The sequence below is a fragment of the Kutzneria sp. CA-103260 genome (assembly GCF_018263855.1).
Lineage (GTDB): Bacteria > Actinomycetota > Actinomycetes > Mycobacteriales > Pseudonocardiaceae > Kutzneria.
This window is the reverse complement of sequence record NZ_CP073318.1, coordinates 5089568-5109511: the sequence shown is the minus strand read 5'-3', so window position 1 is coordinate 5109511 and position 19944 is coordinate 5089568. Positions and strand designations below refer to the sequence as shown.

The window sequence follows — 19944 nt, the reverse complement described above, 5'->3', positions numbered from 1 at the left end:
TGAGAGATCAAGCTCCGAGAATTCACATGGGATCGCTACCGGTGACTGCTGCCCACATCGACCTGCCCCAGCTGATGCTGCGCGACGAGCATCGGCTGCGCCGGCGTATCGACGGCGCCCGCAAGATCCGGGACGAGGCCAAACGCCGCGCCGCCCTGGACCAGATCGACGACGAGGTGCTGGCCGCGCAGGCCAAGCTGGCGGCCCGGGTGGCGGCGGTGCCGCGGATCAGCTACCCGGAGGAGCTGCCGGTCAGCCAGCGCCGCCAGGACATCCTGGACGTGATCCGGGACAACCAGGTGGTGATCGTGGCCGGCGAGACCGGCTCCGGCAAGACCACCCAGCTGCCCAAGATCTGCCTGGAGCTGGGCCGGGGCGTGCGCGGTGTGATCGGCCACACCCAGCCCCGCCGGCTGGCCGCCCGCACGGTGGCCGAGCGGGTGGCCGAGGAGCTGCGCACCGAGCTGGGCCAGGTGGTCGGCTACAAGGTCCGGTTCACCGACCAGGTCGGCGACCAGACCCTGGTCAAGCTGATGACCGACGGCATCCTGCTGGCCGAGATCCAGAGCGACCGGCTGCTGTCCCGCTACGACACGCTGATCATCGACGAGGCCCACGAGCGCAGCCTCAACATCGACTTCATCCTCGGCTACGTCAAGCAGCTGCTGCCGCGCCGCCCCGACCTCAAGGTGATCATCACCTCCGCCACCATCGACCCGGAGCGGTTCTCCCGGCACTTCGGCGACGCCCCGATCGTCGAGGTCTCCGGCCGCACCTACCCGGTGGAGACCCGCTACCGCCCGGTGATCGACCCGGAGGACCCGGACGCCGACCCGGACCGCGACCAGGTGCAGGCCATCGCCGACGCGGTGGACGAGCTGTGCGCCGAGGGCCCCGGTGACATCCTGGTGTTCCTGTCCGGCGAGCGGGAGATCCGCGACACCGCCGACGCGCTGTCCAAACAGGATCGTCGCAACACCGAGATCCTGCCGCTCTACGCCCGACTGTCGTTCGGCGAGCAGCACCGGGTGTTCCAGCGCCACACCGGCCGGCGGATCGTGTTGTCCACCAACGTCGCCGAGACCTCGCTCACGGTCCCCGGCATCAAGTACGTGATCGACCCGGGCAACGCCCGCATCTCCCGCTACAGCCACCGGCTCAAGGTGCAGCGGCTGCCCATCGAGCCGATCTCCCAGGCCTCGGCCAACCAGCGCAAGGGCCGCTGCGGCCGCGTCTCCGAGGGCATCTGCATCCGGCTGTACTCCGAGGAGGACTTCGAGAGCCGGCCGGAGTTCACCGACGCGGAGATCCTGCGCACCAACCTGGCCTCGGTCATCCTCCAGATGATCGCCGCCGGCCTCGGCGACATCGCGGCGTTCCCGTTCATCGACCCGCCGGACCGGCGCAACATCAACGACGGCATCGGCCTGTTGCAGGAGCTGGGCGCGCTCGACAAGGACAAGCTGACGCCGATCGGCCGCCGGCTCTCGCAGCTGCCGGTCGACCCGCGGCTGGCCCGGATGGTCGTGGCCGCCGAGGAGAACGGCTGCGTGCGCGAGGTCATGGTGATCGCCGCCGCACTGTCCATTCAGGACCCTCGCGAGCGGCCGACCGAGCAGCAGGAACAGGCCCAGCAGCAGCACGCCCGGTTCCGGGATCCCGACAGCGACTTCATCAGCTTCCTCAACCTCTGGAACTACCTGCGGGAGCAGCAGAAGGAGCTGTCCTCCAACCAGTTCCGCAAGATGTGCCGGGCCGAGTTCCTGAACTACCTGCGGGTCCGCGAGTGGCAGGACATCTATTCCCAGCTGCGCCAGGTGGTCAAGGGGCAGGGCGTCTCGGTCAACGGCGGTGAGCTCGACACCAAGGGCATCCACCTGTCGCTGCTGGCCGGCCTGCTGTCCCACCTGGGCATGAAGGACGTCGTCACGAAGGGTGTCGTGACAACGGGATCTGGGCGAAGGGGCCCCACCGAGTATCTCGGCGCCCGCGGCGCGAAGTTCGCCATCTTCCCGGGATCGACGCTGTCCCGGCAGCAGCCGCAGTGGGTGATGGCGGCCGAACTGGTGGAGACCTCCCGGCTCTGGGCCCGGACCGTGGCCAAGATCGAGCCGGAGTGGGCCGAGAAGCTGGGCGCGCACCTGGTCAAGCGCAACTACAGCGAGCCGCACTGGGAAGCCAAACAGGGCGCGGTGATCGCCACCGAGAAGGTCACCCTGTACGGCCTGCCGATCGTGGCCGCGCGCCGGATCAACTACGGCCGCATCGACCCCGAGGTGAGCCGCGAGCTGTTCATCCGGCACGCCCTCGTCGACGGCGAGTGGCGCACCAACCACCAGTTCTTCCACCACAACCGCAAGCTGCTCGACGACGTGGACAAACTCGAGGACCGGGTCCGCCGGCGCAACATCAAGGTCGACGACGAGACCCTGTTCGACTTCTACGACAAGCGGGTCGGCGCCGAAGTGGTGTCCGTGCGCCACTTCGACACGTGGTGGAAGAAGACCCGCCGTGAGCAGCCCGACCTGCTCACGTTCGACCCGGAGATGCTGGTCAACGAGAGCGCCGGCGGCATCACCGAGGCCGACTACCCGGACCACTGGACGCAGGGCGGCGTGCAGCTGCCGCTGACCTACCGGTTCGAGCCGGGCCGCCGCGACGACGGCGTCACCGTGCGGGTGCCGCTGCCGGTGCTCGGGCAGGTCGACGGGGACGGCCTGGCCTGGCAGATCCCGGGCCTGCGGCTGGAGCTGGTGACCTCGCTGATCAAGTCGCTGCCCAAGCAGATCCGCCGCAACTTCGTGCCGGCCCCGACCTTCGCCCAGGCCGTGGTCGACCGGATCGGCGCCGACGACCAGCACGTGCTGGAGGCGGTGGAACGGGAGCTGCGCACCCTGTCCGGGGTGGACATCCCGCGCGAGGCCTGGCAGCTGGACCAGGTGCCCGAGCACCTGAAGACCACCTTCCACGTGGTCGACGAACGGGACCGCACCCTGGCCGAGGGCAAGAACCTGGCGGCGATCAAGGAGGACCTGCGGGCCACCATGCGGGCCGCGCTGTCCGCCGCCCCCAACGACATCGAGCGCACCGGCGTCACGACCTGGGACTTCGGCACGCTGCCGCGCTCGCACCGGCAGGCCGTCACCGGCTACGAGGTGACCACCTATCCGTCGCTGGTCGACCGCGGCGATCACGTGGACATCAAGCTGCTGGACAGTGCCGCCCAGCAGCGGGCGGCCATGGTCCTGGGCACCCGGCGGCTGCTGCTGCTCCAGCTGCCGTCCCCGGTGAAGCTGATCGTCCGCAGCCTGAGCAACGACGCGAAGCTGACGCTGAGCCGCAACCCGCACGGCGGCGTGCCGGCGCTGCTGGCCGACTGCGTCGCCACGGCCGTGGACAAGCTGGTCGCCGACGGCGGCGGCCCGGCGTTCGACCAGGCCGGCTTCGAGAAGCTGCTGGTCCGGGCCCGCCAGGGCCTGAACGAGACGGCGCTGGACGTGGTCAACCAGGTCCGCCGGGTGCTCAACGAGGCCCAGGCCGCCGAACGGCAGCTGGCGGCGGCCAAGTTCGCCCCGGACGCCTCCGTCGCCGACATCCGGGCCCAGATCAGGGGCCTGGTGCACGCCGACTTCGCCGCCGAGTTCGGCTACCAGCGGCTGTCGGACGTGGAGCGCTACCTCAAGGCGATCCAGCGGCGGCTGGACAAGCTGCCCGAGAACCCGCAGCGGGACGTGCAGCGCACCGAGGAGATCGCCGAGATCACCGCCGAGTACCGGGCGCTGCTGGCCGCGGTGCCGCCGGGCGAGCCGGTGGAGAAGCCGCTGCGCACCATCGGCTGGATGATCCAGGAGCTGCGGGTCAGCTACTTCGCGCAGACCCTGGGCACCGCCTACCCGGTCTCCGAGAAGCGGATCTACAAGGCGATGGACGAGCTGTGAGCAACGCTTTGGCCGGGGTGGGCGTCTAGCGTTCGATGGACCAGTCGTTCGATGACTTCGTGCACTCCCACCAGCAGGCGCTGGTCCGCTACGCCACGCTGCTGTCCGGCGGGCAGGGCGAAGCCGAGGACCTGGTGCAGGAGGTGCTGATCCGCGTCTACCCGCGCTGGGAGACCCTGGACGGCTCCCGCTACGCCTACGTGCGACGGGCCGTGACCAACGAGTTCCTGTCGTGGCGGCGGCGCTGGAGCACCCGGCACATCCGGCCGACGGCCGAGATCCCGGAGACGCCGGTCGGGCTGGAGTGGTCCGAGCCCGATGAGCGCCTGGCTCTTGAGCTGGGAAAACTGCCCCGGCAGCAACGAGCGGCGGTCGTGCTGCGTTATTACGAGGACCTCACCGACACGGAGATCGCGGCCGTGCTGGGGGTCCGCGAGGCTTCCGTGCGGTCCCACATCAGCCGCGGGCTCGCGGCGCTGAGGTCGGTTCTGGGGACGTCGGAACGCGCGTGGAGGGGTCATGAGTGACGAGGAGGACGAGCTGCGGCGGATGCTCGCGGCTCGGGCCGACCGGGTGCACTCGACCCTGTCCGGGCCGGCGATCCGGGCCCGGGCGCAGGCCCGCCGGCCGATCCGCCGCTACGCCCCGGTGCTGACCGCCGCGGCCGTGCTGGCGGTGGTGGTGGTCAGCCTGGTGCTGCTGCAACGGGGCGCATCGACGCCGCCGACGCAGTTGCCGCCGGCCGCGCCCGTGACCACCACCACGATGCCTACCACGACGACGCCCACCGCGCTGGTGACCCCGACGTCGGTCGCCGTGACGCCGCCGCACACGTCGCTGAGCACGTCGCCCCTGCCGACGACCGTCTCCCGCTGAAACCTTTTTTGGCCCCGCTGCAACAGATCCGGTTCGGGCCGCATGGAAGTGGTGTCAGATCCGCTGATCGAGAGGACACACTCCATGCGTAAGGCCATCGTCGTGGCGGCGGTCGCCGCCGGCGTGCTGGGGGCTGGCACGGTCGCCATGGCGGCGACCTCGGCGTCCGGGGGCGCGCCGCAGCCGCTGCCGACCACCGCCGTGCCGACGTCGTCCGCTCTCCCGACCTCGCCGGTGTCGGTCACCCCGCCGGTGACCAGCCCGCTGCCGACCACAGCGCTGCCGACGACCGCGCTGCCGAGCACGGCCCTGCCGACGACCGCGCTGCCCACGACCGTTCTGCCGACCTCACCGGTGACGTCCAAGCCGCAGGTCACGCCGCCGCCGACCTACTCGACGACGCCGGCGCACCCGCCGACCACCTGGACGCCCCCGGCGTCGACGCCGGCTCCCGGTCGTTGACCAGCCGGTCGTTGATCAGCCGAAGGCCTTGACGACCCCGGCCTCCCAGCCGGGGTCGCCGGTCTCGGCGAACCGCACCCAGGCCGCGTTCATCTCCGCGGCCAGCTCCCGCGGCGCGTCCGGGCCGACCAGCTCCCGCGCGATGGCCAGGTTGTCGAACACGAACGGCATCTCCAGGCCATGGCACGCGCCGAGTTGGCCGTCGAACTGCGGCGACCGCCACTCGAAGCGGTAGCCGAACTTGCGGCCCGGGTGCTCGGCCAACAGCCGCCGGACGCCGTCGGCGAACACCAGGTCGGTCAGCGCCCGGGACAGCACCTCGCCGGCCGGGTCCTGGCCGAGGCCGTACTTGCCCAGCACCTCGGCGGCGTCCGGCCGGCTGGCCGACAGCAGCGCCAACGCCATCTCGTCGGTGGCCGCGGCGAGCACGCCGGTCGGCACGAAGTACAGCTTCATCTCCTCGGCGTTGAAGCCGGCGAGGAGGTCCACGTCGGCGTTGAGCGATTCACGCGGCTGCGCCGGCAGCACGTCGTCGCCGAGCACCGGGCAGAACGGAGTCATGCCGTACAGCGGGTCGACGCCGTGCTCGTCCCGCAGGTCCGGCAGGGCGCCCGGAGTGGCGATCGCCATCTGGGCCGCCAGCAGCTGCTCGGTCGTGAACCCGCGGAACGCCTCGGCGGTGGGGGACACGCCCAGCTTCGCGGCGACGTGCTCGGCGATCTTCCGGGCCCGGTCCGGGTCGCGGACCATGTCCGAGTGTCCACTCTCGACGATGGCACGCCGGAACAGGCCACGCGCCAACGGAGAACCGAGCAGGCAGGCAACGCTGACCCCGCCGGCCGACTCGCCGAACACGGTGATGTTGTCCGGATTGCCGCCGAACACCGCCGCGTTGTCCCGAACCCAGTGCAGCGCCGCGATCTGGTCCCGCAGGCCGTTGTTGGTGTCGCCACCGTCCAGCGCCAGGAAACCGTCGACACCCAGCCGGTAGTTGATCGTCACGATGACCACACCACGCCGGGCGAAGCCCCGGCCGTCGTACAGCACGGCCGTGCCGGTGCCGCCGACGAACGCGCCGCCGTGGATGAACACCATCACCGGCAGCGAGCCGGCGGCCGGGTCCGGGGTGTGCACGTCCACGGTCAGGAAGTCGCCGCCCTGCGGCCCGTCGTTGCTGATCAGCGCGGCCAGGTCCAGGCCGGGCAGGCTGCGGTTGACCTGCGGCGCGATCGGGCCGGGCTTGGTGGCGTCCCGCTCACCGTCCCAAGTGGACGGTCGGGGCGCGGCGAAGCGCAGCTCGCCCACGGGCGCGGCGGCGTAGGGCACGCTCCGGAAGCGGTGGATGCCGTCGACGACCTCGCCGCGGATCCGGCCGGAGGTGGTGTTGATCACGGTCACGAGGCGAAAACCTTCCCTGGGTTGAGGATTCCGTGCGGATCGAGCGCCTTCTTCACGGCCCGGTGCATGTCCAGCACCGCCGGGCTCAGCTCCTGCACCAGGCCCTGCCGCTTGAGCAGGCCCACGCCGTGCTCGGCGGTGACGGTGCCGCCCAGGGCCAGCGCGTCGTTGATGATGTCGGTGAACGCCGCCTCGGCCCGCTGCCGGGCGCTCTCGTCGTCCAGCGGCGTGATCAGCAGCGGGTGCAGGTTGCCGTCGCCGACGTGGGCCAGGTTGGCGATCAGGATGTCGTGCCGCTTGGCGGTCGCCTCGATCCGGCCCAGCATCTCGGCGATCTTGTTGGTGGGCACGCAGATGTCCTCGGTGAGCACCGGCCCCAGCCGCTCCAGCGCCGGATAGGCCAGCCGGCGGGCCGAGAACAGGGCGTCGGCCTCCTCCTGGTCGGTGGACATCGCCGCCCAGGTCGCGCCGGCCTGCTCGAAACAGGCCAGCATCACCGTCGCCTCGTCCTCGCCGGCTGTGTCGGTGCGGCCCAGCAGCACCACGTCCGCTTCGTCCGACAGACCCATGTTCTTCCACGCGTCGACCGCCCGCAGGCAGTGCCGGTCGACCAGCTCCAGCGCCGAGGGCACCACGCCGGCCGCCGCCACCGCCGCCGCGGCCTCGCCGGCGGCCACGATCGAGTCGAAGTAGCCGGCCACCGTGCGCTCGGGGGCGCGCTTCGTCCGCAGCCACACGGTGATCTCGGTGATCACGCCGAGCGTGCCCTCGGAGCCGACCATCAGCCCGGTCAGGTCGTAGCCGGCGACGCCCTTGTGGGTGCGGCGGCCCAGCCGGACGATCTCGCCCGTGCCGGTGACGACCTCCATGCCCAGCACGTAGTCCCGGGTCACGCCGTACTTCACGCAGCACACGCCGCCGGCGTTGGTGGCCACGTTGCCGCCGATCGTCGACCACGGCGAACTGGCCGGATCCGGCGGGTACCAGAGGTTCTGCTCGGCACACGCCGCTCGAAGATCATCGTTGACCACGCCCGGCTCGACCACCGCCAGCCGCTCCACCGGGTCGATCTCCTTGATGGCGTTGAGCTGGTCCAGCGCCAGCAGCACACAGCCCTCGACCGCGTTCGCCCCGCCCGACAACCCCGTGCCCGCACCACGCGTGACCAACGGGGCGCCGTGCTTGACGCACTGTTGGACCGTGGCTTGCACGTCCAGAGTGCCGCGCGGGCGCACCATCGCCGCCGGCAGCGTGTGCGGGGCCCATTCCGCCTCGTCGTGGGCGAAGCTGGCGAGCACATCCGGATCCGTCACCACTCGGTCCGGCGGCAGCACCTTGAGCAGGTCGTCGATCAGCACGCCTTTCACCGTAGCCGCACGATGGCCCGATCGAGGTCCCTGATTGTGTTGGCTCCGACCAGCCGCAGGGTGCGGACCAGCTCCTCGTGCAGGATGGAGATCACTTTGGTCACCCCGGCCTGCCCGCCGGCCATGAGCCCGTACAGGTAAGGCCGCCCGATCAGGACCGCCCTCGCGCCCAGGCCGACCGCCGCCGCGATGTCGGCCCCGCTGCGGATGCCGCCGTCGACATAGACCTCCGTCCGGTCGCCGACCGCGTCCGCCACCGCCGGCACCAGCTCCAGCGGCGCCGGACCGCGGTCCAGCTGCCGGCCGCCGTGGTTGGACAGCACCAGGGCATCGGCGCCCGACTCGGCCGCCGTCCGGGCGTCCTTGACGCTCTGGATGCCCTTGATCACCAGCGGGCCCGACCAGATCTCCCGCAGCCAGGCCAGATCCGCCCACGTGACGTCGCGGTCGAACATCTTCGCGCCGACCTCCGCCGGAGCCATCGAGCCGTCGCCGTCGATCGCCGCGAAGCGGAGCGGCTCGGTGGTGAGCATGTTCCACCACCAGCGGGGTTTCGTCGCGCCGTCGACCAGGGTCTTGAGGCTCAGCCGGGGCGGCAGCGTCAGGCCGTTGCGGACGTCCCGGACCCGGTTGCCCGGGACCGGGGTGTCCACCGTCAGCACCAACGCCTTGAAGCCGGCATTTTGCGCCCGGGCGATCAGATCCTTGGTGAAACCGCGGTCCCGCCAGACGTAGAGCTGGAACCAGAGGTTGTCGCCTTTGAGGTCTTCCGGCGCGGTTGTGCCCATAGTGGACAGTGTGTAGGGAATGCCGGCTTCTGTTGCGGCGCTTGCCACCGCCGGCTCGCCGACGTGCTGCATCATCCGGGTGTAGCCGGTCGGGGCGAGGATCAGCGGCAGCTTTGCCGGTGCGCCGAGGAGTGTGGTGCTCGGGTCGGCGTCGCCGCCTATCAGGACCTGCGGGCTGAATTCGATCCGTTCGAACGCGGAACGGTTGCGCCGCAGGCTGATCTCGTCGTCCGCGCCACCCTCCACGTAGTCGAACACCGCTTTCGGCACCCGCTTGCGGGCCGCCGCCCGCAGATCGTGGAGCGTGTGCGCCCGCTTGACGGGATCCAGCTCCGGGCTGCGGGGCTGCAACAGGGGCCGGAGTTCCCGCCAGCGGGGCACACGTCGGGTCATGCCTGCCAGTCAAGCACCGCGCGCCAGGCCTTTTCCAGCTCCTCGGGGGCGAAACCCCTGCTGCGCCAGGCGATCACGAAGTCCGGGCGGACCAGCGTCGCCCCTTCGGGCGAGATGCCGTACGCCCGGAAGAACTCCGGCTCGTCGAGCACGTGCACCTCGATCTTCGCGATGATGTCCCGGTAGGCGTGGTATCCGGTGAGCAGGACAAATCCGCGACCCAGCAGATCCGTGGTGGATCCGTTGCGCAGCTTGACGTACGGGGCTCGCACCCCCGGCCGGCCGGTCGGCTGCGCCGGGTCCTCCCACAGGTCGCCCGGGTCGCCCGGATCGGCGATGATCGCCCCGCCGAGCTGTCGGCAGCCGAAGAACAAGGCGCTCACCGGCTGCACCGGCTTCGGCAGCGCGGGGTCGTCGGCCAGGTCCGGGCGGCCGCGCTGGCTGAACAGCAGCAGCTGCTGGTCCGCGATGATCTTCGAGTAGGGCCGGCGCTCCGGATCGTGGCTGGCCAGCAGCCCCGGGCCGGCCTCGCCCCTGGTGACCATGGCCAGCTTCCAGGCCAGGTGGAAGCCGTCCATGATCGCCGTGTTGCCGCCGAAGGCGCCCGTCGGCGGCATCAGCCGGGCCGCGTCCCCGACCAGGTGGATCCGGCCCTCGCTGAAGCGCTCCGCCACGCCGTGCGTGGTCTGCGACCGTCCGTGCGGCAGGTCCAGGACCTTCGGCTCCAGATCCGGGATTCCCGTCGCCGTGCGGATGATCTGCACCCAGTCCTTCGGGCTGTCCGTGCTCGACACCCCGACCGCGTAGCGGCCCGGGACGTCCGTGCTCACCAGCACACCCGCCCCACCCGGGAGGTCCGAGTTCAGCAGGTAGCAGAGCACTTGCCGGTGACCGAGGTCCGCCTCGAACAGCGTGCCCGTCCCCTCGCCGAGCACGCCCCGCCCGATCAGCTCGATGCCCAGCTTCTCCCGGATCGGGCTCCGGTGCCCGTCCGCCGCGACGAGGTAGTCGACCTCCGTTTCCTCTTCCTCTCCGGTCGCGAGGTTCCTCAGGCGCGCCGTGATGCCGTTCTCGTGCTGCTCGAACGACACCAGTTCGGTGTTGAACCGGAGATCCGCCCCCAGCTCGCGGGCCCGATCCACGAGGATCGGCTCCATTCGCTCCTGGCTCACGTTCGCCCAGGGGGCCTGCGACAGGGCGCTGAAGTCCGGCGACTCCGTCATGATCTCCTGCAGCACCGGGCCGTTCAGGCTCACCGCCCGGATGATCCGGAACTCCCCGTCCGGCGGCGAGGCCGCCGTTACCTGTTCGTCCACCCCCGCCACCCGCAGCGCCTCCATGACGTGCGGGAACTGGCCCCTCGCCTTCGGGTGCACCGACGTCGTCGGGTGCCGTTCGATCAATAGCGGCGGGGCTCCGTGCAGGGCCATGAACATCGCCGTGGACAGCCCCGACAGGCCGCCGCCGACCACCAACACCGTCATTGTTTCGTCCCCCTCTTGCACCTTCGAACACCGTTCGTTCTGACGTACACCGTTTGTAGTCGCGAACGGCGTTCGTGTCAACTAGAGTGGGGTGGTGCCGCTTCCGGAACCCCCGTGGCGAAAGCCCGTGCGCCAGCAACTCAGCCGCGAGCTGATCGTCGACACCGCGCTCGACATCCTCGACCGGGAAGGCATGGCCGCCCTCAGCATGCGGCGCATCGCCACCGAACTCGGCACCGGCGCCGCCTCGCTCTACGCCCACGTCAGCAACAAGGAAGAGCTCCAGGAGCTGCTGCTGGAACGGGTCCTCTCCCAAGTCCCCCACGAGACCCCCGACCCGGCACGGTGGGCCGATCAACTCCGCGAACTCTGCCGCCAAACCGTCGGCGCCCTCATCTCCCACCCCGGCATCGCCCAAGTCGCCCTCACCACCATCGTCCCCACCGGCGAAGCCTCCTTCGACCAAGCCGAAGCCTTCCTCGGCCTGCTCCGCGTCTCCGGCCTGTCAGATCCCCAGATCGCCGTCGCCTTCGACGTCCTCAGCCTCTACGGCACCGCCTACGCCGTCGAGGCCAACGCCATGCTCACCGGCGAGTTCTCCCAATCCGAGATAGCCGAACGCTCCCGTCAACTCGCCGAATACATGGCCTCCCTGCCCGCGGAGCGCTTCCCTGCGCTGCTTGCTCTCGGCTCGCACCTCGGTTCTGGTGACGGCGAGCAGCGTTTTCTTGCGGCGGTGGATCTGGTTATCGCTGGGATGGAGGCGTTGGCGGCGCGTTCGGAGGGGTGAGGGGGTAGCTGCCCCTGCCCCGTCTTTCAGCTGCCGCTCGATCTCGTTTGGCTTGTGTGGTGGTGGGTTGCGGGCCTGCGTGGACGGTTGGCCAGGCCGCGTGCGTCAGGTGGGTGGCGGGTTGGGTGGGTTGCCGGCGGGAGGGTGGGTGGTTGTGTCTAGGGAGGGCTTAGGACGTGGGGTGGGGTGTTGCGTTTCGTTGTCGGGGTGCGTTGGGTGGGGTGTGCGTTCTTGGTTGTGTCGTGAGGGATCTGGTTGTCTGTGCGGTCGTTACGGAGAGCGCTTTCCAGTGTGTCACCCACATGGGTATTCGTTGACATGTAAGGGAAATCGATCTTTGGCGAAGGGTAGAATGGGGCTATGAAAGCGAATCCGGGCATCGGCTGGTGGCGACTCGATGGAGAGTCGTTGTGGTCGGCTGGTGCGCGGATGGAGGCCTGTCGTCGGGCTGACTATGTGCGGCAGGTGGAGGTGGTGAAGGAGTTGTGGGAGCGGACTGCCCGGTCGAAGGATGATCAGGCGACGATGGTGGCGGACCTGGCGGCGCAGTGGGGGATCACCCGCGCGGAGGCTCGGGATCTGCTCCGGCACGGGGAGTTGTTCGGGCGTGAGGCGATCCGTGAGGCGGCGGGGGATGGGCTGCTGAGTAAGCAGCATCTTGTGGTGATCGACAAGACACTGGCCGAAGCGCCTGAAGAGCGGCGGGACGAGGTTGAGGCTGCGCTGCTGGAGAATGCCCAGGAGTTTGACGGGGCGACATTGCGGGTGATCGGCCGGCATATCCTCCAACTTCTCGACCAGGATGGGAAAGCGCCGGATGATCAGGAGTTGGCGGAGCCGACGCGGGAGTTGCATCTGACCAGCCGTAAGGACGGGTCGGTGGTGTTCCGAGGGAAGGTCGACCAGGAGTCCGGGGCGAAGCTGACGGCGTTGCTGAGCCCGCTCGCGAAGCCGACCTCCGCCGGCGACACCCGCACCACGGCCGAACGCCAAGGCGATGCGTTCGCGGAGATCATCGACCTCGCCGCCAACAGTGAGGATTTGCCGGCGGAAGGTGGGGAGCGGCCTCATCTTGCGCTGACCATGTCGCTGAAGGACTTTCAGGAGCAGCGCGGGACAGCCGATGTCGAGGGCATGGGGCCGATGGACGCGGCCTCCGCGCGGAGGGTTGGCTGTGACAGCAAGGTGATGAGGGTGGTGCTAGGAGCCAAGTCCGAAGTGCTGGACATCGGACGGACCGCCCGGACGATCCCGAACCAGATCCGCCAAGCGCTGATCATCCGAGACAAGGGGTGCGCGTTCCCGGGGTGTCAGCGCAGACCGAGGCAGTGTCACGCGCATCACGTGATCCACTGGGCGGACGGGGGACCGACCAGTGTGGACAATCTGGTGTTGCTGTGCGGAAGTCATCATCGGCTGGTGCATCACAGCCATTGGCAGGTGACGATCAGCGACGGGAAAGCGGAATTCACCGCTGGCCCCGATCGGGATCAACGGTGGGGGAGAGCGGGCTGAAACGCGGGTGCCGAAGGCCGATCAAAGTCAGCAGTGCCAACACGAAGGCGGCCAGGGTAGCTACGGCGAAGCCGCCGTGGGGGCCGAAGGCGTCGACGGCCCAGCCGGTTGCGGCGGCGGAGGTGGCGGAACCGGCGGCGCTGGCGGAGTTGAGCCAGACGAAGGCCTGGGTGAGTACGGCACGGGGGACGGTGGCCTCGGTGAGGATGGAGCTGAGGACGATGATCAAAGGGATGGCCAGGCCGGTGAGGGCGACGCCGAAAGCCAGCTCGACGGGGGAGCGGGCGAACAGGGACGGTAGGGAGCCGAGGGCCAGGAGGGTTGCGGCGGCGGTGAGTTGAAGCGGGGGAGAGGTGCGCCAGCGGCGGAGGCCGTAGAGCCAGCCGGACAGCAGGCTCGCGGAGCTGGAGACGAGGAACAAAGCGGGGCTGTGCGAGGCGGTGAGGGAAATGGGCATGGCGCCGAAGAAGCAGCCGAGGAACAGGTTGACGGCGGCGAGGACGGCGAAGCCGGGGCGCAGCAGGGGGCGGGCGGGGCGAGGAAGGACAGAGGGGTGGGAGACAGGCGGAGCGGTGCGGCGTTGGGAGACGAAGCAGAGGCCGCCGAGCACGACCAAGGTCGCGGCGAGCAGGGTGCCGGCGGCGGGAAAGCCACTGGTGCCAAGGAAGCTGACCAGAGCGGGACCGGCTAGATAGGCGAGCTCGTTGGCCAAAGACTCCAAGGCGAAAGCGGCGGGCAGAGACTGCCCGGCGCGAAGCAGGGAAGCCCAGCGGGCGGCGGACAGGGCGCCGAGTTGGGGGATGGTGGCGCCGGCCAGGACGCCGGCGGAGGTCAGAAGCCAAGCGGGGGCAGCCACAACAACCAGGAACAGCAGGGTGGCAACGGCGCTGGCGTGAGCCAGAAGACAGACGGGCAGCACGCGGGACTGGCCGAAGCGGTCGGTCAGACGGGCCAACTGAGGGCCGGCTACGGCCTCGGCGACGGCGAACCCGCCGGTCACCAGGCCGGCGGTGATGTAGGAGCCCGTACGGGCGTGCACGAGCCAGACGATGCCCAGGCTGGTCATGGCGATGCCGACACGGCCAACAACAGAAGTCAGGAAGAAAGCGGCAGCGCCGGGGATGCGCAACAAAGTGCGGTAGGTGGCCGAAGACATGACGTGTCCCGTTCGCCGCCCGGCGGGGCGGACCGCACTGGGTCGTCGGCGTCCGGATTTACCGACCCGCGGTCACCGCCTGGAACCGTCCACAAGTGGCATGGGGTAGGGACACGCACCCCACACCGGCTCCATCACCGGGCAGAAGTTGATCTCAGCTGACCACCAGCCTAGAAGCTACGGCCGGGGCGTGTCCACGGAATTGAACTCCTCGACGCCGAGCACCCGCAGCAGATCGAGGCGCTCACGGGTCTCGGGATCGGCGGGGGTGAGGACGAGAAGCTTCTGGCGCTGGTCAGGGGTCACCAGGGTCTCGCAGTCCATGACCAGGCGGCCAACCCGGGGATGCAGGAAAGTCTTGCGGTCGGAACGGCGGACGGCGACGTCGTGGACGGCCCAAAGGTCGCGAAACCCGGGGCTGGCGTCCCGCAAGCGGGAGACGAGCCCGGAGACGGCGGGGTCCTGGGGCCGGCGGCCGGCCACGGCGCGGAGATCGGCGACGAACTGGCGGGAGCGGAGCTCCTGCTCCTCAACAGGACAAAGGGCGCGGGCAGCGGGATCGGTGAACCAGCGCCAGACGAGATAGCGACGGTCGCCGGAGAAGCGGGTGTTATCGCCGGACAACAGCACCGAAGCCCGGTTCTGGGCGAGGACTTCGCCGAGGTCCGAAAGCACCTGGGCGGGAGTGTCGCCGAGCAGGTCGAGCAGGCGGGTCAGACCAGCGCGGGCCAGCTGGGCGACGCCGTCGGCGGGCGGCGGCTGGTGGCCGGCAAGATGGAACAGGTGATCACGCTCGTCCTCGGACAGCCGCAACGCCCGGGCCAGCGCGGCGAGCAGCTGGGTGGAGGGCTGGCTGCTGCGGCCCTGCTCAAGGCGGATGACGTAGTCCACGGACATGCCGGCGAGCATGGCGACTTCCTCACGCCGCAGGCCGTCGGCGCGGCGGCGGGGACCGTCGGCGATGCCGACCTCGGCCGGCCGGATCGCCGCGCGGCGACGTCGGAGGAAGTCGGCGAGCTCGTCACGTTGCACAAGACCATGCTCCTCCCAACACGACCGGTCAGCCAGGGAGCGGCTCTCCCACGATGGACGCTCCACTCGCGCGACCCCGGACATCGGGGCCAAGGTGGACCCATGACAACGATGCAGACACGCAAGCTCGGCAGCACCGGACCGACCGTCTCCGCGCTGGGCCTGGGTGCGATGGGAATGTCCGGCGCCTACGGCGAAGCCGACCGCGCGGAAAGCGTCGCCACGGTGCACGCCGCGCTGGACGCGGGCGTCACGTTGATCGACACGGGCGACTTCTACGGCATGGGCCACAACGAGATGCTGCTGGCCGAGGCGCTGCGCGGCCGGGACCGGGACAGCTACCAGCTCAGCGTCAAGTTCGGCATGCTGCGGGGCCCAGGCAGCTTCTTCGGCGGGCCCGACAACCGGCCCGAGGCGGTGAAGAACTTCCTGGCCTACTCGCTGACCCGGCTGGGCGTCGACCACGTCGACATCTACCGCCCGGCCCGGCTCGACCCGGCGGTGCCGATCGAGGAGACGGTGGGCGCGGTCAAGGAGATGATCGACGCCGGCTACGTTCGGCACCTCGGACTGTCCGAAGTGGACGCGGAGACGATCCGTCGGGCGCACGCCGTGCACCCGGTTGTCGACCTCCAGATCGAGTACTCGCTGATCTTCCGGGCGGTGGAGGCCGACGTGCTGCCGACGCTGCGGGAGCTGGGCATCGGCCTGACCGCGTACGGTGTGCTCGCCCGAGGCCTCATCTCCGGCCACTGGACCGCCGGCCACAGCGCCGGACCCGGCGACAACCGCGCCGCCAGCCCACGATTCGCCAGCGGCAACGTCGAGCACAACCTCGAACTGGTGGCGGCCCTGCGTCAGGTCGCCGAGGCCAAGGGCTGCACCGTCGCCCAGCTGGCCATCGCCTGGGTCGCCGCGCAGGGCAACGACATCGTGCCGCTGGTCGGGGCCCGCACCCGCGAGCGACTGACCGAGGCGCTGCCCGCGTTGGACCTGAGCCTCAGCTCGGACGACCTCGCCGCGATCGAACGGGCAGTGCCGGCGGGCGCGGCCCGCGGCGACCGCTACCCGGCCGCGGCCATGTCCCAAGTGCGGAGCTAGAGCTCCCGGGCCAGTTGGGTTGCGCAGAGCGGCGCAGAAGCACGACATTGGCCAGTATTCGCCCGCCTCGTCATGTTCCTCGCCATGCTCGCGGGCGCGTACTGTGCCCGCAATGGAAAACGGTCCTACCGACGGATCTCCGCTGGCTGTTCCCGTCGACCGGCTACAGCTAGGTGATCACGCATGTATGGCGTTCACCGACGTCGAGGCCCGCTGGCAGGTGCTCACCGCCTACACCCGGACCGGTCTGGCCCAGGCGGAGAAGGTGCTTCTCATCCTGGCCCCCGGTGATCTCGACGACGACGTGGTGGCGCGCATGGATGGTAGTAGCGATCACGTGAAGGAAGCTCACGACAGCGGCCAGTTGACGATCGAACGCAACACGTCCATGTACCTGCCGGACGGCTCCTTCGACACGGAGCGACAGCTCGAGACCTACGTCACCGAGCGGGACCGTGCCTCCAGCGATGGCTGGTCGGGAATACGGGTGGCGGCCGACATGAGCTGGGCGCTGCAACCAGGCGTGGACAGCGAAGAGATCGTGAACTACGAAGCCTCGCTGGGGCCGCTGTTCGCTGATCGCCGCTTCGTCGCGATTTGCTGGTACGACCAGCGGCTGTTCCGCGAGCACGTGGTGGCCGCGACGCGCGCGGTCCACCCGATCCAGGTCATGGAGCGCCTCGACGCGATCGACGTCACGCGGACCCAGGACGGAAGTCGGATCGCGGGCTCCGCCGAGCTGTCCACCCGCGGGGATTTCGTCGACGCCCTGCGCGAGGCACTGAAGCAGCCGGATGCCCGGGAGCCCTTCCACTTCGAGCTCGACCTGACTGATCTGTGCTTCATGGAGGCGCACTGCGCCTGGCAACTGATCAGCTTCGCCGCCGCGCTGCCGGAGCGCAGCAAGGTCACGCTCCGCTGCGGACCGTTGCTCGAACTGGTCCTGCGCGGACTCGGCGCCGCCACCGTGCCCCAGTTGGAGCTGAGCGTTGCGGAGGACCTGTGAGGGAGAACTGCCTGCTGCGGCTCGGTTTCACCGCCGCCGATCTGCCGATGGTGCGGGTCAGGGTGGCCGAGAGCCTGCTCCGGGCCGGAGTGAGTGAACCGGTACGGCGCACCTTCGTCCAGGCGGCACTGGAGGTCGCGTGCAACGCGGTCGTCCACGGCGGCGGTTCGGGCCACCTGGAGCTGTGCCTCGTGAACGAGGAGCTGCGCTGTGAAATCACTGACCGGGGCGTCGGCGTGCTCGGCGACGATCACTCGCAGGACATGTCCAGCCACAGCAATCCCGGCCTACGGCTGGCTCGGGCGCTCACCGGGCGTCTCGAGCTGTGCCGTGACCCCGAGAGCAGGGTCACTACTGCGAGGTTGGCTGTTCGCCTGGAGGCTGTTTCGAGTTGAACCAGCAGGCCAGCTGGGTGCGGTTGGTGAATCCCAGCTTGACCAGAAGACGCTGCACATGTCCCTCGGCTGTGCGCTGGGCGATCACCAGGGCGGTCGCGATCTGCTTGTCCGTCAGACCCTGGGCGACCAACTCGGCGACCTGCTTCTCCCGCGGGGTCAGCTGGGTGGCGGGCACTCTGTCGGCCGCGGCCGAGGTTGTCCTGGACGATTCGCCCCGGGTGGGGGCGCTGGGCTGATCCTGCAAAGCGTAGGCGACGACATCTTCGCCCGAGAGTTCGCTGCCGCGCTGGAGAGCCGACTCGAAACCACAGTCGCCCAGAGTCTTGCGGGCCTGTCGTTCGCTCGCCCGGAGCTGGCCTGCCTGACGACGCTGCAACTCCAGTGGACTATGGCCGATGTCGTGCCAGATCCGCTCGGCCGCGCCCTGTAGCACGGCGGCGTGCTCGGCGTGGCCGGTGCTGGCGGCGATGGCGGCCAGCAGGTCCAGGGTCCTGGCCACGCTCTGCTGGTCGTGGACGACGTACTCGAGCCGCAGACATTCCCGCGCGTGCACGTCGGCATTGTCGTACTCGCCCAGCATCCACTCCGCCAGCGCGAGAGTGCGCAGCGCGTACGACCGGGCCCACTCCTCTCCGCGGGCCTCACAGATGGCGACAGCCTCGACGCACAGCGGCACGGCCTGGTCAGGTCGTGCGCGGAAGACGAGCGTGCAGGCGAGTTCGATCCGACTGAGAACGACAAAGCTCAACAGCTCGCGTTCGGCGTGCTGCCGGTCGGGAAGATACTTGGCCACCGGTGTGGGGATCGGCTGGCCCTCGGACTCCCGCACGGGCCGGCCGGGCGGGGGGCCGACGATCAGCACGGCGGCCGAGCGCGTATGGATCACGACGAGCAGGCCGCTCACCCAGTACGCCTTGAACCGAGCGCCGCTCGGTGTCGCACCTTGGCGTCCGGCCTGGTTGCACCAGCGCCGCAGCTCGCAGACATACGCCCCGCGAGGGCCCCAGTAGCACCACATGCTCGCGATCAGGCGCAGCCCGCGCTGCGCCTCGCCAGGGGTGGTGACGCAGTAGGTCAAGGCGGCGCGGAAGTTGTCCAGCTCCGTCCGGAGACTCCCCGAGATCTCCAGCTGACGCGGGCCGAACCACTGCTTCTCGTACTGCTCGGCCACGTGCAGGTAGTGGTCCCGATGCCGGTGGCGAGTGGCGGACACCTTCCCGAACTCGGTCAACTTCTCCAGACCGTAGTCCCGCAGGGAGCTCAGCAGTCGGTATCGGACCCGGTCGCCGTGATGCTCGGTGACGAGGATGGACTTGTCCACCAGCCCGGCGACGGCGTCGAGGATGTCGTCGGGCGCGATGTCCTCGCCGGCGCAGACCGATTCCACCGCGTCGAGATCAAAGCTGCCGGCGCACACCGCGAGCAGCACCCACACCAGCCGCTCCTGCCGGGTGCACAGCTCGTAGCTCCACGCCATCGCGGCGCGCACCGTCTCGTGGCGGGACAGCGCGCTGCGCCTGGCCCCGGTGAGCAGCCGGAACCGGTCGTCCAGCCGCTCGACGAGCTGCTCGAGACTGAGGTGCCGGATCCGCACGGCGGCCAGCTCGATCGCGAGCGGCAGACCATCGAGCCGATGGCACAGCCGGGCCACGCGCTCCAGGTTCCCGGCGGTGACCCGGAAACCGGGGACAACACTGGCCGCACGATCGGCGAAGAGCTCGAGGGCCGAAAAGGTCTTGGCGTTGTCCCCGTTCTGAGCCAGTTCCTCGGGCGTCGGGACGTGCAGCGGCGGCACCTCCAGCAGGTGTTCCCCGGCGACATTGAGCCGGTGTCTACTAGTGGCCAGGATCCGTATCTCCGGCGCCTCCAACAGGATCTCGCCCACCAGGCGCGCGCTGGCGTCGCTCAGATGCTCGCAGTTGTCCAGCACCAGCAGCAGTCGCCGCTCCCGCAGGTACTCGACGACGACATCGGATGTCGTGCGGCTCGGGTCGTCGCGGATGCCGAGCACGTCGGCGACGGCATGTGGCACCAACGCGTCATCGTCGATTGTCGCCAGCCACACCAGCCACACGCCGTCGGGGAAGGCACGCGAGACCTGCTCCGCCAGTTGCAGCGCCAGCCGGGTCTTGCCGACCCCGCCGACGCCGGTCAGCGTCACCAGCCTGCTGACCGACAGCAGCCGCTTTGCCTCCGTCAGCTCATGCCGCCGGCCCACGAAGCTGGTCATCTCCGCGGGA

General features: G+C 69.8%; 16 protein-coding genes. 9 read left to right on the top strand and 7 right to left on the bottom strand.

Going from position 1 to position 19944, the window contains the following annotated elements; translation table 11 throughout:
* Positions 1 to 26 precede the first annotated feature (26 nt).
* From hrpA to JJ691_RS22040, 4 genes are all read left to right on the top strand, one after another.
* Positions 27 to 3938 (top strand): ATP-dependent RNA helicase HrpA, encoded by a 3912-nt coding sequence (gene hrpA, locus JJ691_RS22055; RefSeq protein WP_442912755.1) that lies wholly within the window; start codon positions 27 to 29, stop codon positions 3936 to 3938.
* A 35-nt stretch (positions 3939 to 3973) separates the two neighbouring features.
* The gene (locus tag JJ691_RS22050) at positions 3974 to 4465 is read left to right on the top strand and encodes a SigE family RNA polymerase sigma factor (protein WP_211770613.1); all 492 of its coding nucleotides are present in this window, start codon (positions 3974 to 3976) and stop codon (positions 4463 to 4465) included.
* The gene (locus tag JJ691_RS22045) at positions 4458 to 4814 is read left to right on the top strand and encodes a hypothetical protein (protein ID WP_211770612.1); all 357 of its coding nucleotides are present in this window, start codon (positions 4458 to 4460) and stop codon (positions 4812 to 4814) included. The genes JJ691_RS22050 and JJ691_RS22045 overlap by 8 nt, the downstream gene beginning before the upstream one ends.
* Before the next feature lie 84 nt (positions 4815 to 4898).
* Entirely contained in the window at positions 4899 to 5276 is a 378-nt protein-coding gene (locus JJ691_RS22040) for a hypothetical protein (RefSeq protein ID WP_211770611.1), read from the top strand.
* Between the two features lie 15 nt (positions 5277 to 5291).
* Here JJ691_RS22040 and JJ691_RS22035 read toward each other — a convergent pair whose 3' ends face one another.
* Genes JJ691_RS22035 through JJ691_RS22020 form a run of 4 tightly spaced genes read right to left on the bottom strand, consistent with a single transcriptional unit; the run spans position 5292 to position 10706 of the window.
* The gene (locus JJ691_RS22035) at positions 5292 to 6674 is read right to left on the bottom strand and encodes a carboxylesterase/lipase family protein (RefSeq protein ID WP_211770610.1); all 1383 of its coding nucleotides are present in this window, start codon (positions 6672 to 6674) and stop codon (positions 5292 to 5294) included.
* Positions 6671 to 8032, bottom strand: a complete 1362-nt coding sequence (locus JJ691_RS22030; protein ID WP_211770609.1) for an FAD-binding oxidoreductase — start codon at positions 8030 to 8032, stop codon at positions 6671 to 6673. Before JJ691_RS22030 ends, JJ691_RS22035 begins: the two co-directional genes overlap by 4 nt.
* Before the next feature lie 5 nt (positions 8033 to 8037).
* On the bottom strand, positions 8038 to 9222 hold the full coding sequence (locus JJ691_RS22025; RefSeq protein WP_211770608.1) for an alpha-hydroxy acid oxidase: 1185 nt from the start codon (positions 9220 to 9222) through the stop codon (positions 8038 to 8040).
* Positions 9219 to 10706, bottom strand: a complete 1488-nt coding sequence (locus JJ691_RS22020) for an FAD-dependent monooxygenase (protein ID WP_249228108.1) — start codon at positions 10704 to 10706, stop codon at positions 9219 to 9221. The genes JJ691_RS22025 and JJ691_RS22020 overlap by 4 nt, the downstream gene beginning before the upstream one ends.
* A 94-nt stretch (positions 10707 to 10800) precedes the next feature.
* Here JJ691_RS22020 and JJ691_RS22015 point away from each other — a divergent pair, with 94 nt between their 5' ends.
* Together JJ691_RS22015 and JJ691_RS22010 are read left to right on the top strand one after the other, a co-directional pair.
* The gene (locus JJ691_RS22015) at positions 10801 to 11496 is read left to right on the top strand and encodes a TetR/AcrR family transcriptional regulator (RefSeq protein WP_211770607.1); all 696 of its coding nucleotides are present in this window, start codon (positions 10801 to 10803) and stop codon (positions 11494 to 11496) included.
* Positions 11497 to 11856: 360 nt separating this feature from the next.
* Positions 11857 to 13011: an HNH endonuclease signature motif containing protein gene (locus tag JJ691_RS22010; RefSeq protein WP_211770606.1), complete on the top strand. Its 1155-nt coding sequence runs from the start codon at positions 11857 to 11859 to the stop codon at positions 13009 to 13011.
* Here the strand turns inward: JJ691_RS22010 and JJ691_RS22005 are convergent.
* Positions 12965 to 14167: an MFS transporter gene (locus JJ691_RS22005; protein ID WP_211770605.1), complete on the bottom strand. Its 1203-nt coding sequence runs from the start codon at positions 14165 to 14167 to the stop codon at positions 12965 to 12967. The genes JJ691_RS22010 and JJ691_RS22005 overlap by 47 nt on opposite strands.
* 177 nt (positions 14168 to 14344) lie before the next feature.
* A complete protein-coding gene (locus JJ691_RS22000; RefSeq protein ID WP_211770604.1) occupies positions 14345 to 15199 on the bottom strand; it encodes a helix-turn-helix transcriptional regulator in 855 nt (284 codons plus the stop codon).
* A 111-nt stretch (positions 15200 to 15310) separates the two neighbouring features.
* On the opposite strand from JJ691_RS22000, the gene JJ691_RS21995 reads away from it, so the two are divergent.
* The 3 genes from JJ691_RS21995 (at position 15311) to JJ691_RS21985 (ending at position 17701) form a co-directional block, all read left to right on the top strand.
* Positions 15311 to 16300, top strand: coding sequence for an aldo/keto reductase (locus JJ691_RS21995; RefSeq protein WP_211771641.1), 990 nt, complete (start codon positions 15311 to 15313; stop codon positions 16298 to 16300).
* Between the two features lie 112 nt (positions 16301 to 16412).
* Positions 16413 to 17306: an MEDS domain-containing protein gene (locus tag JJ691_RS21990; RefSeq protein WP_211770603.1), complete on the top strand. Its 894-nt coding sequence runs from the start codon at positions 16413 to 16415 to the stop codon at positions 17304 to 17306.
* A complete protein-coding gene (locus JJ691_RS21985; RefSeq protein ID WP_211770602.1) occupies positions 17303 to 17701 on the top strand; it encodes an ATP-binding protein in 399 nt (132 codons plus the stop codon). Before JJ691_RS21990 ends, JJ691_RS21985 begins: the two co-directional genes overlap by 4 nt.
* Here the strand turns inward: JJ691_RS21985 and JJ691_RS21980 are convergent.
* Positions 17658 to 19934: an ATP-binding protein gene (locus JJ691_RS21980; RefSeq protein WP_211770601.1), complete on the bottom strand. Its 2277-nt coding sequence runs from the start codon at positions 19932 to 19934 to the stop codon at positions 17658 to 17660. The genes JJ691_RS21985 and JJ691_RS21980 overlap by 44 nt on opposite strands.
* Positions 19935 to 19944 lie beyond the last annotated feature (10 nt).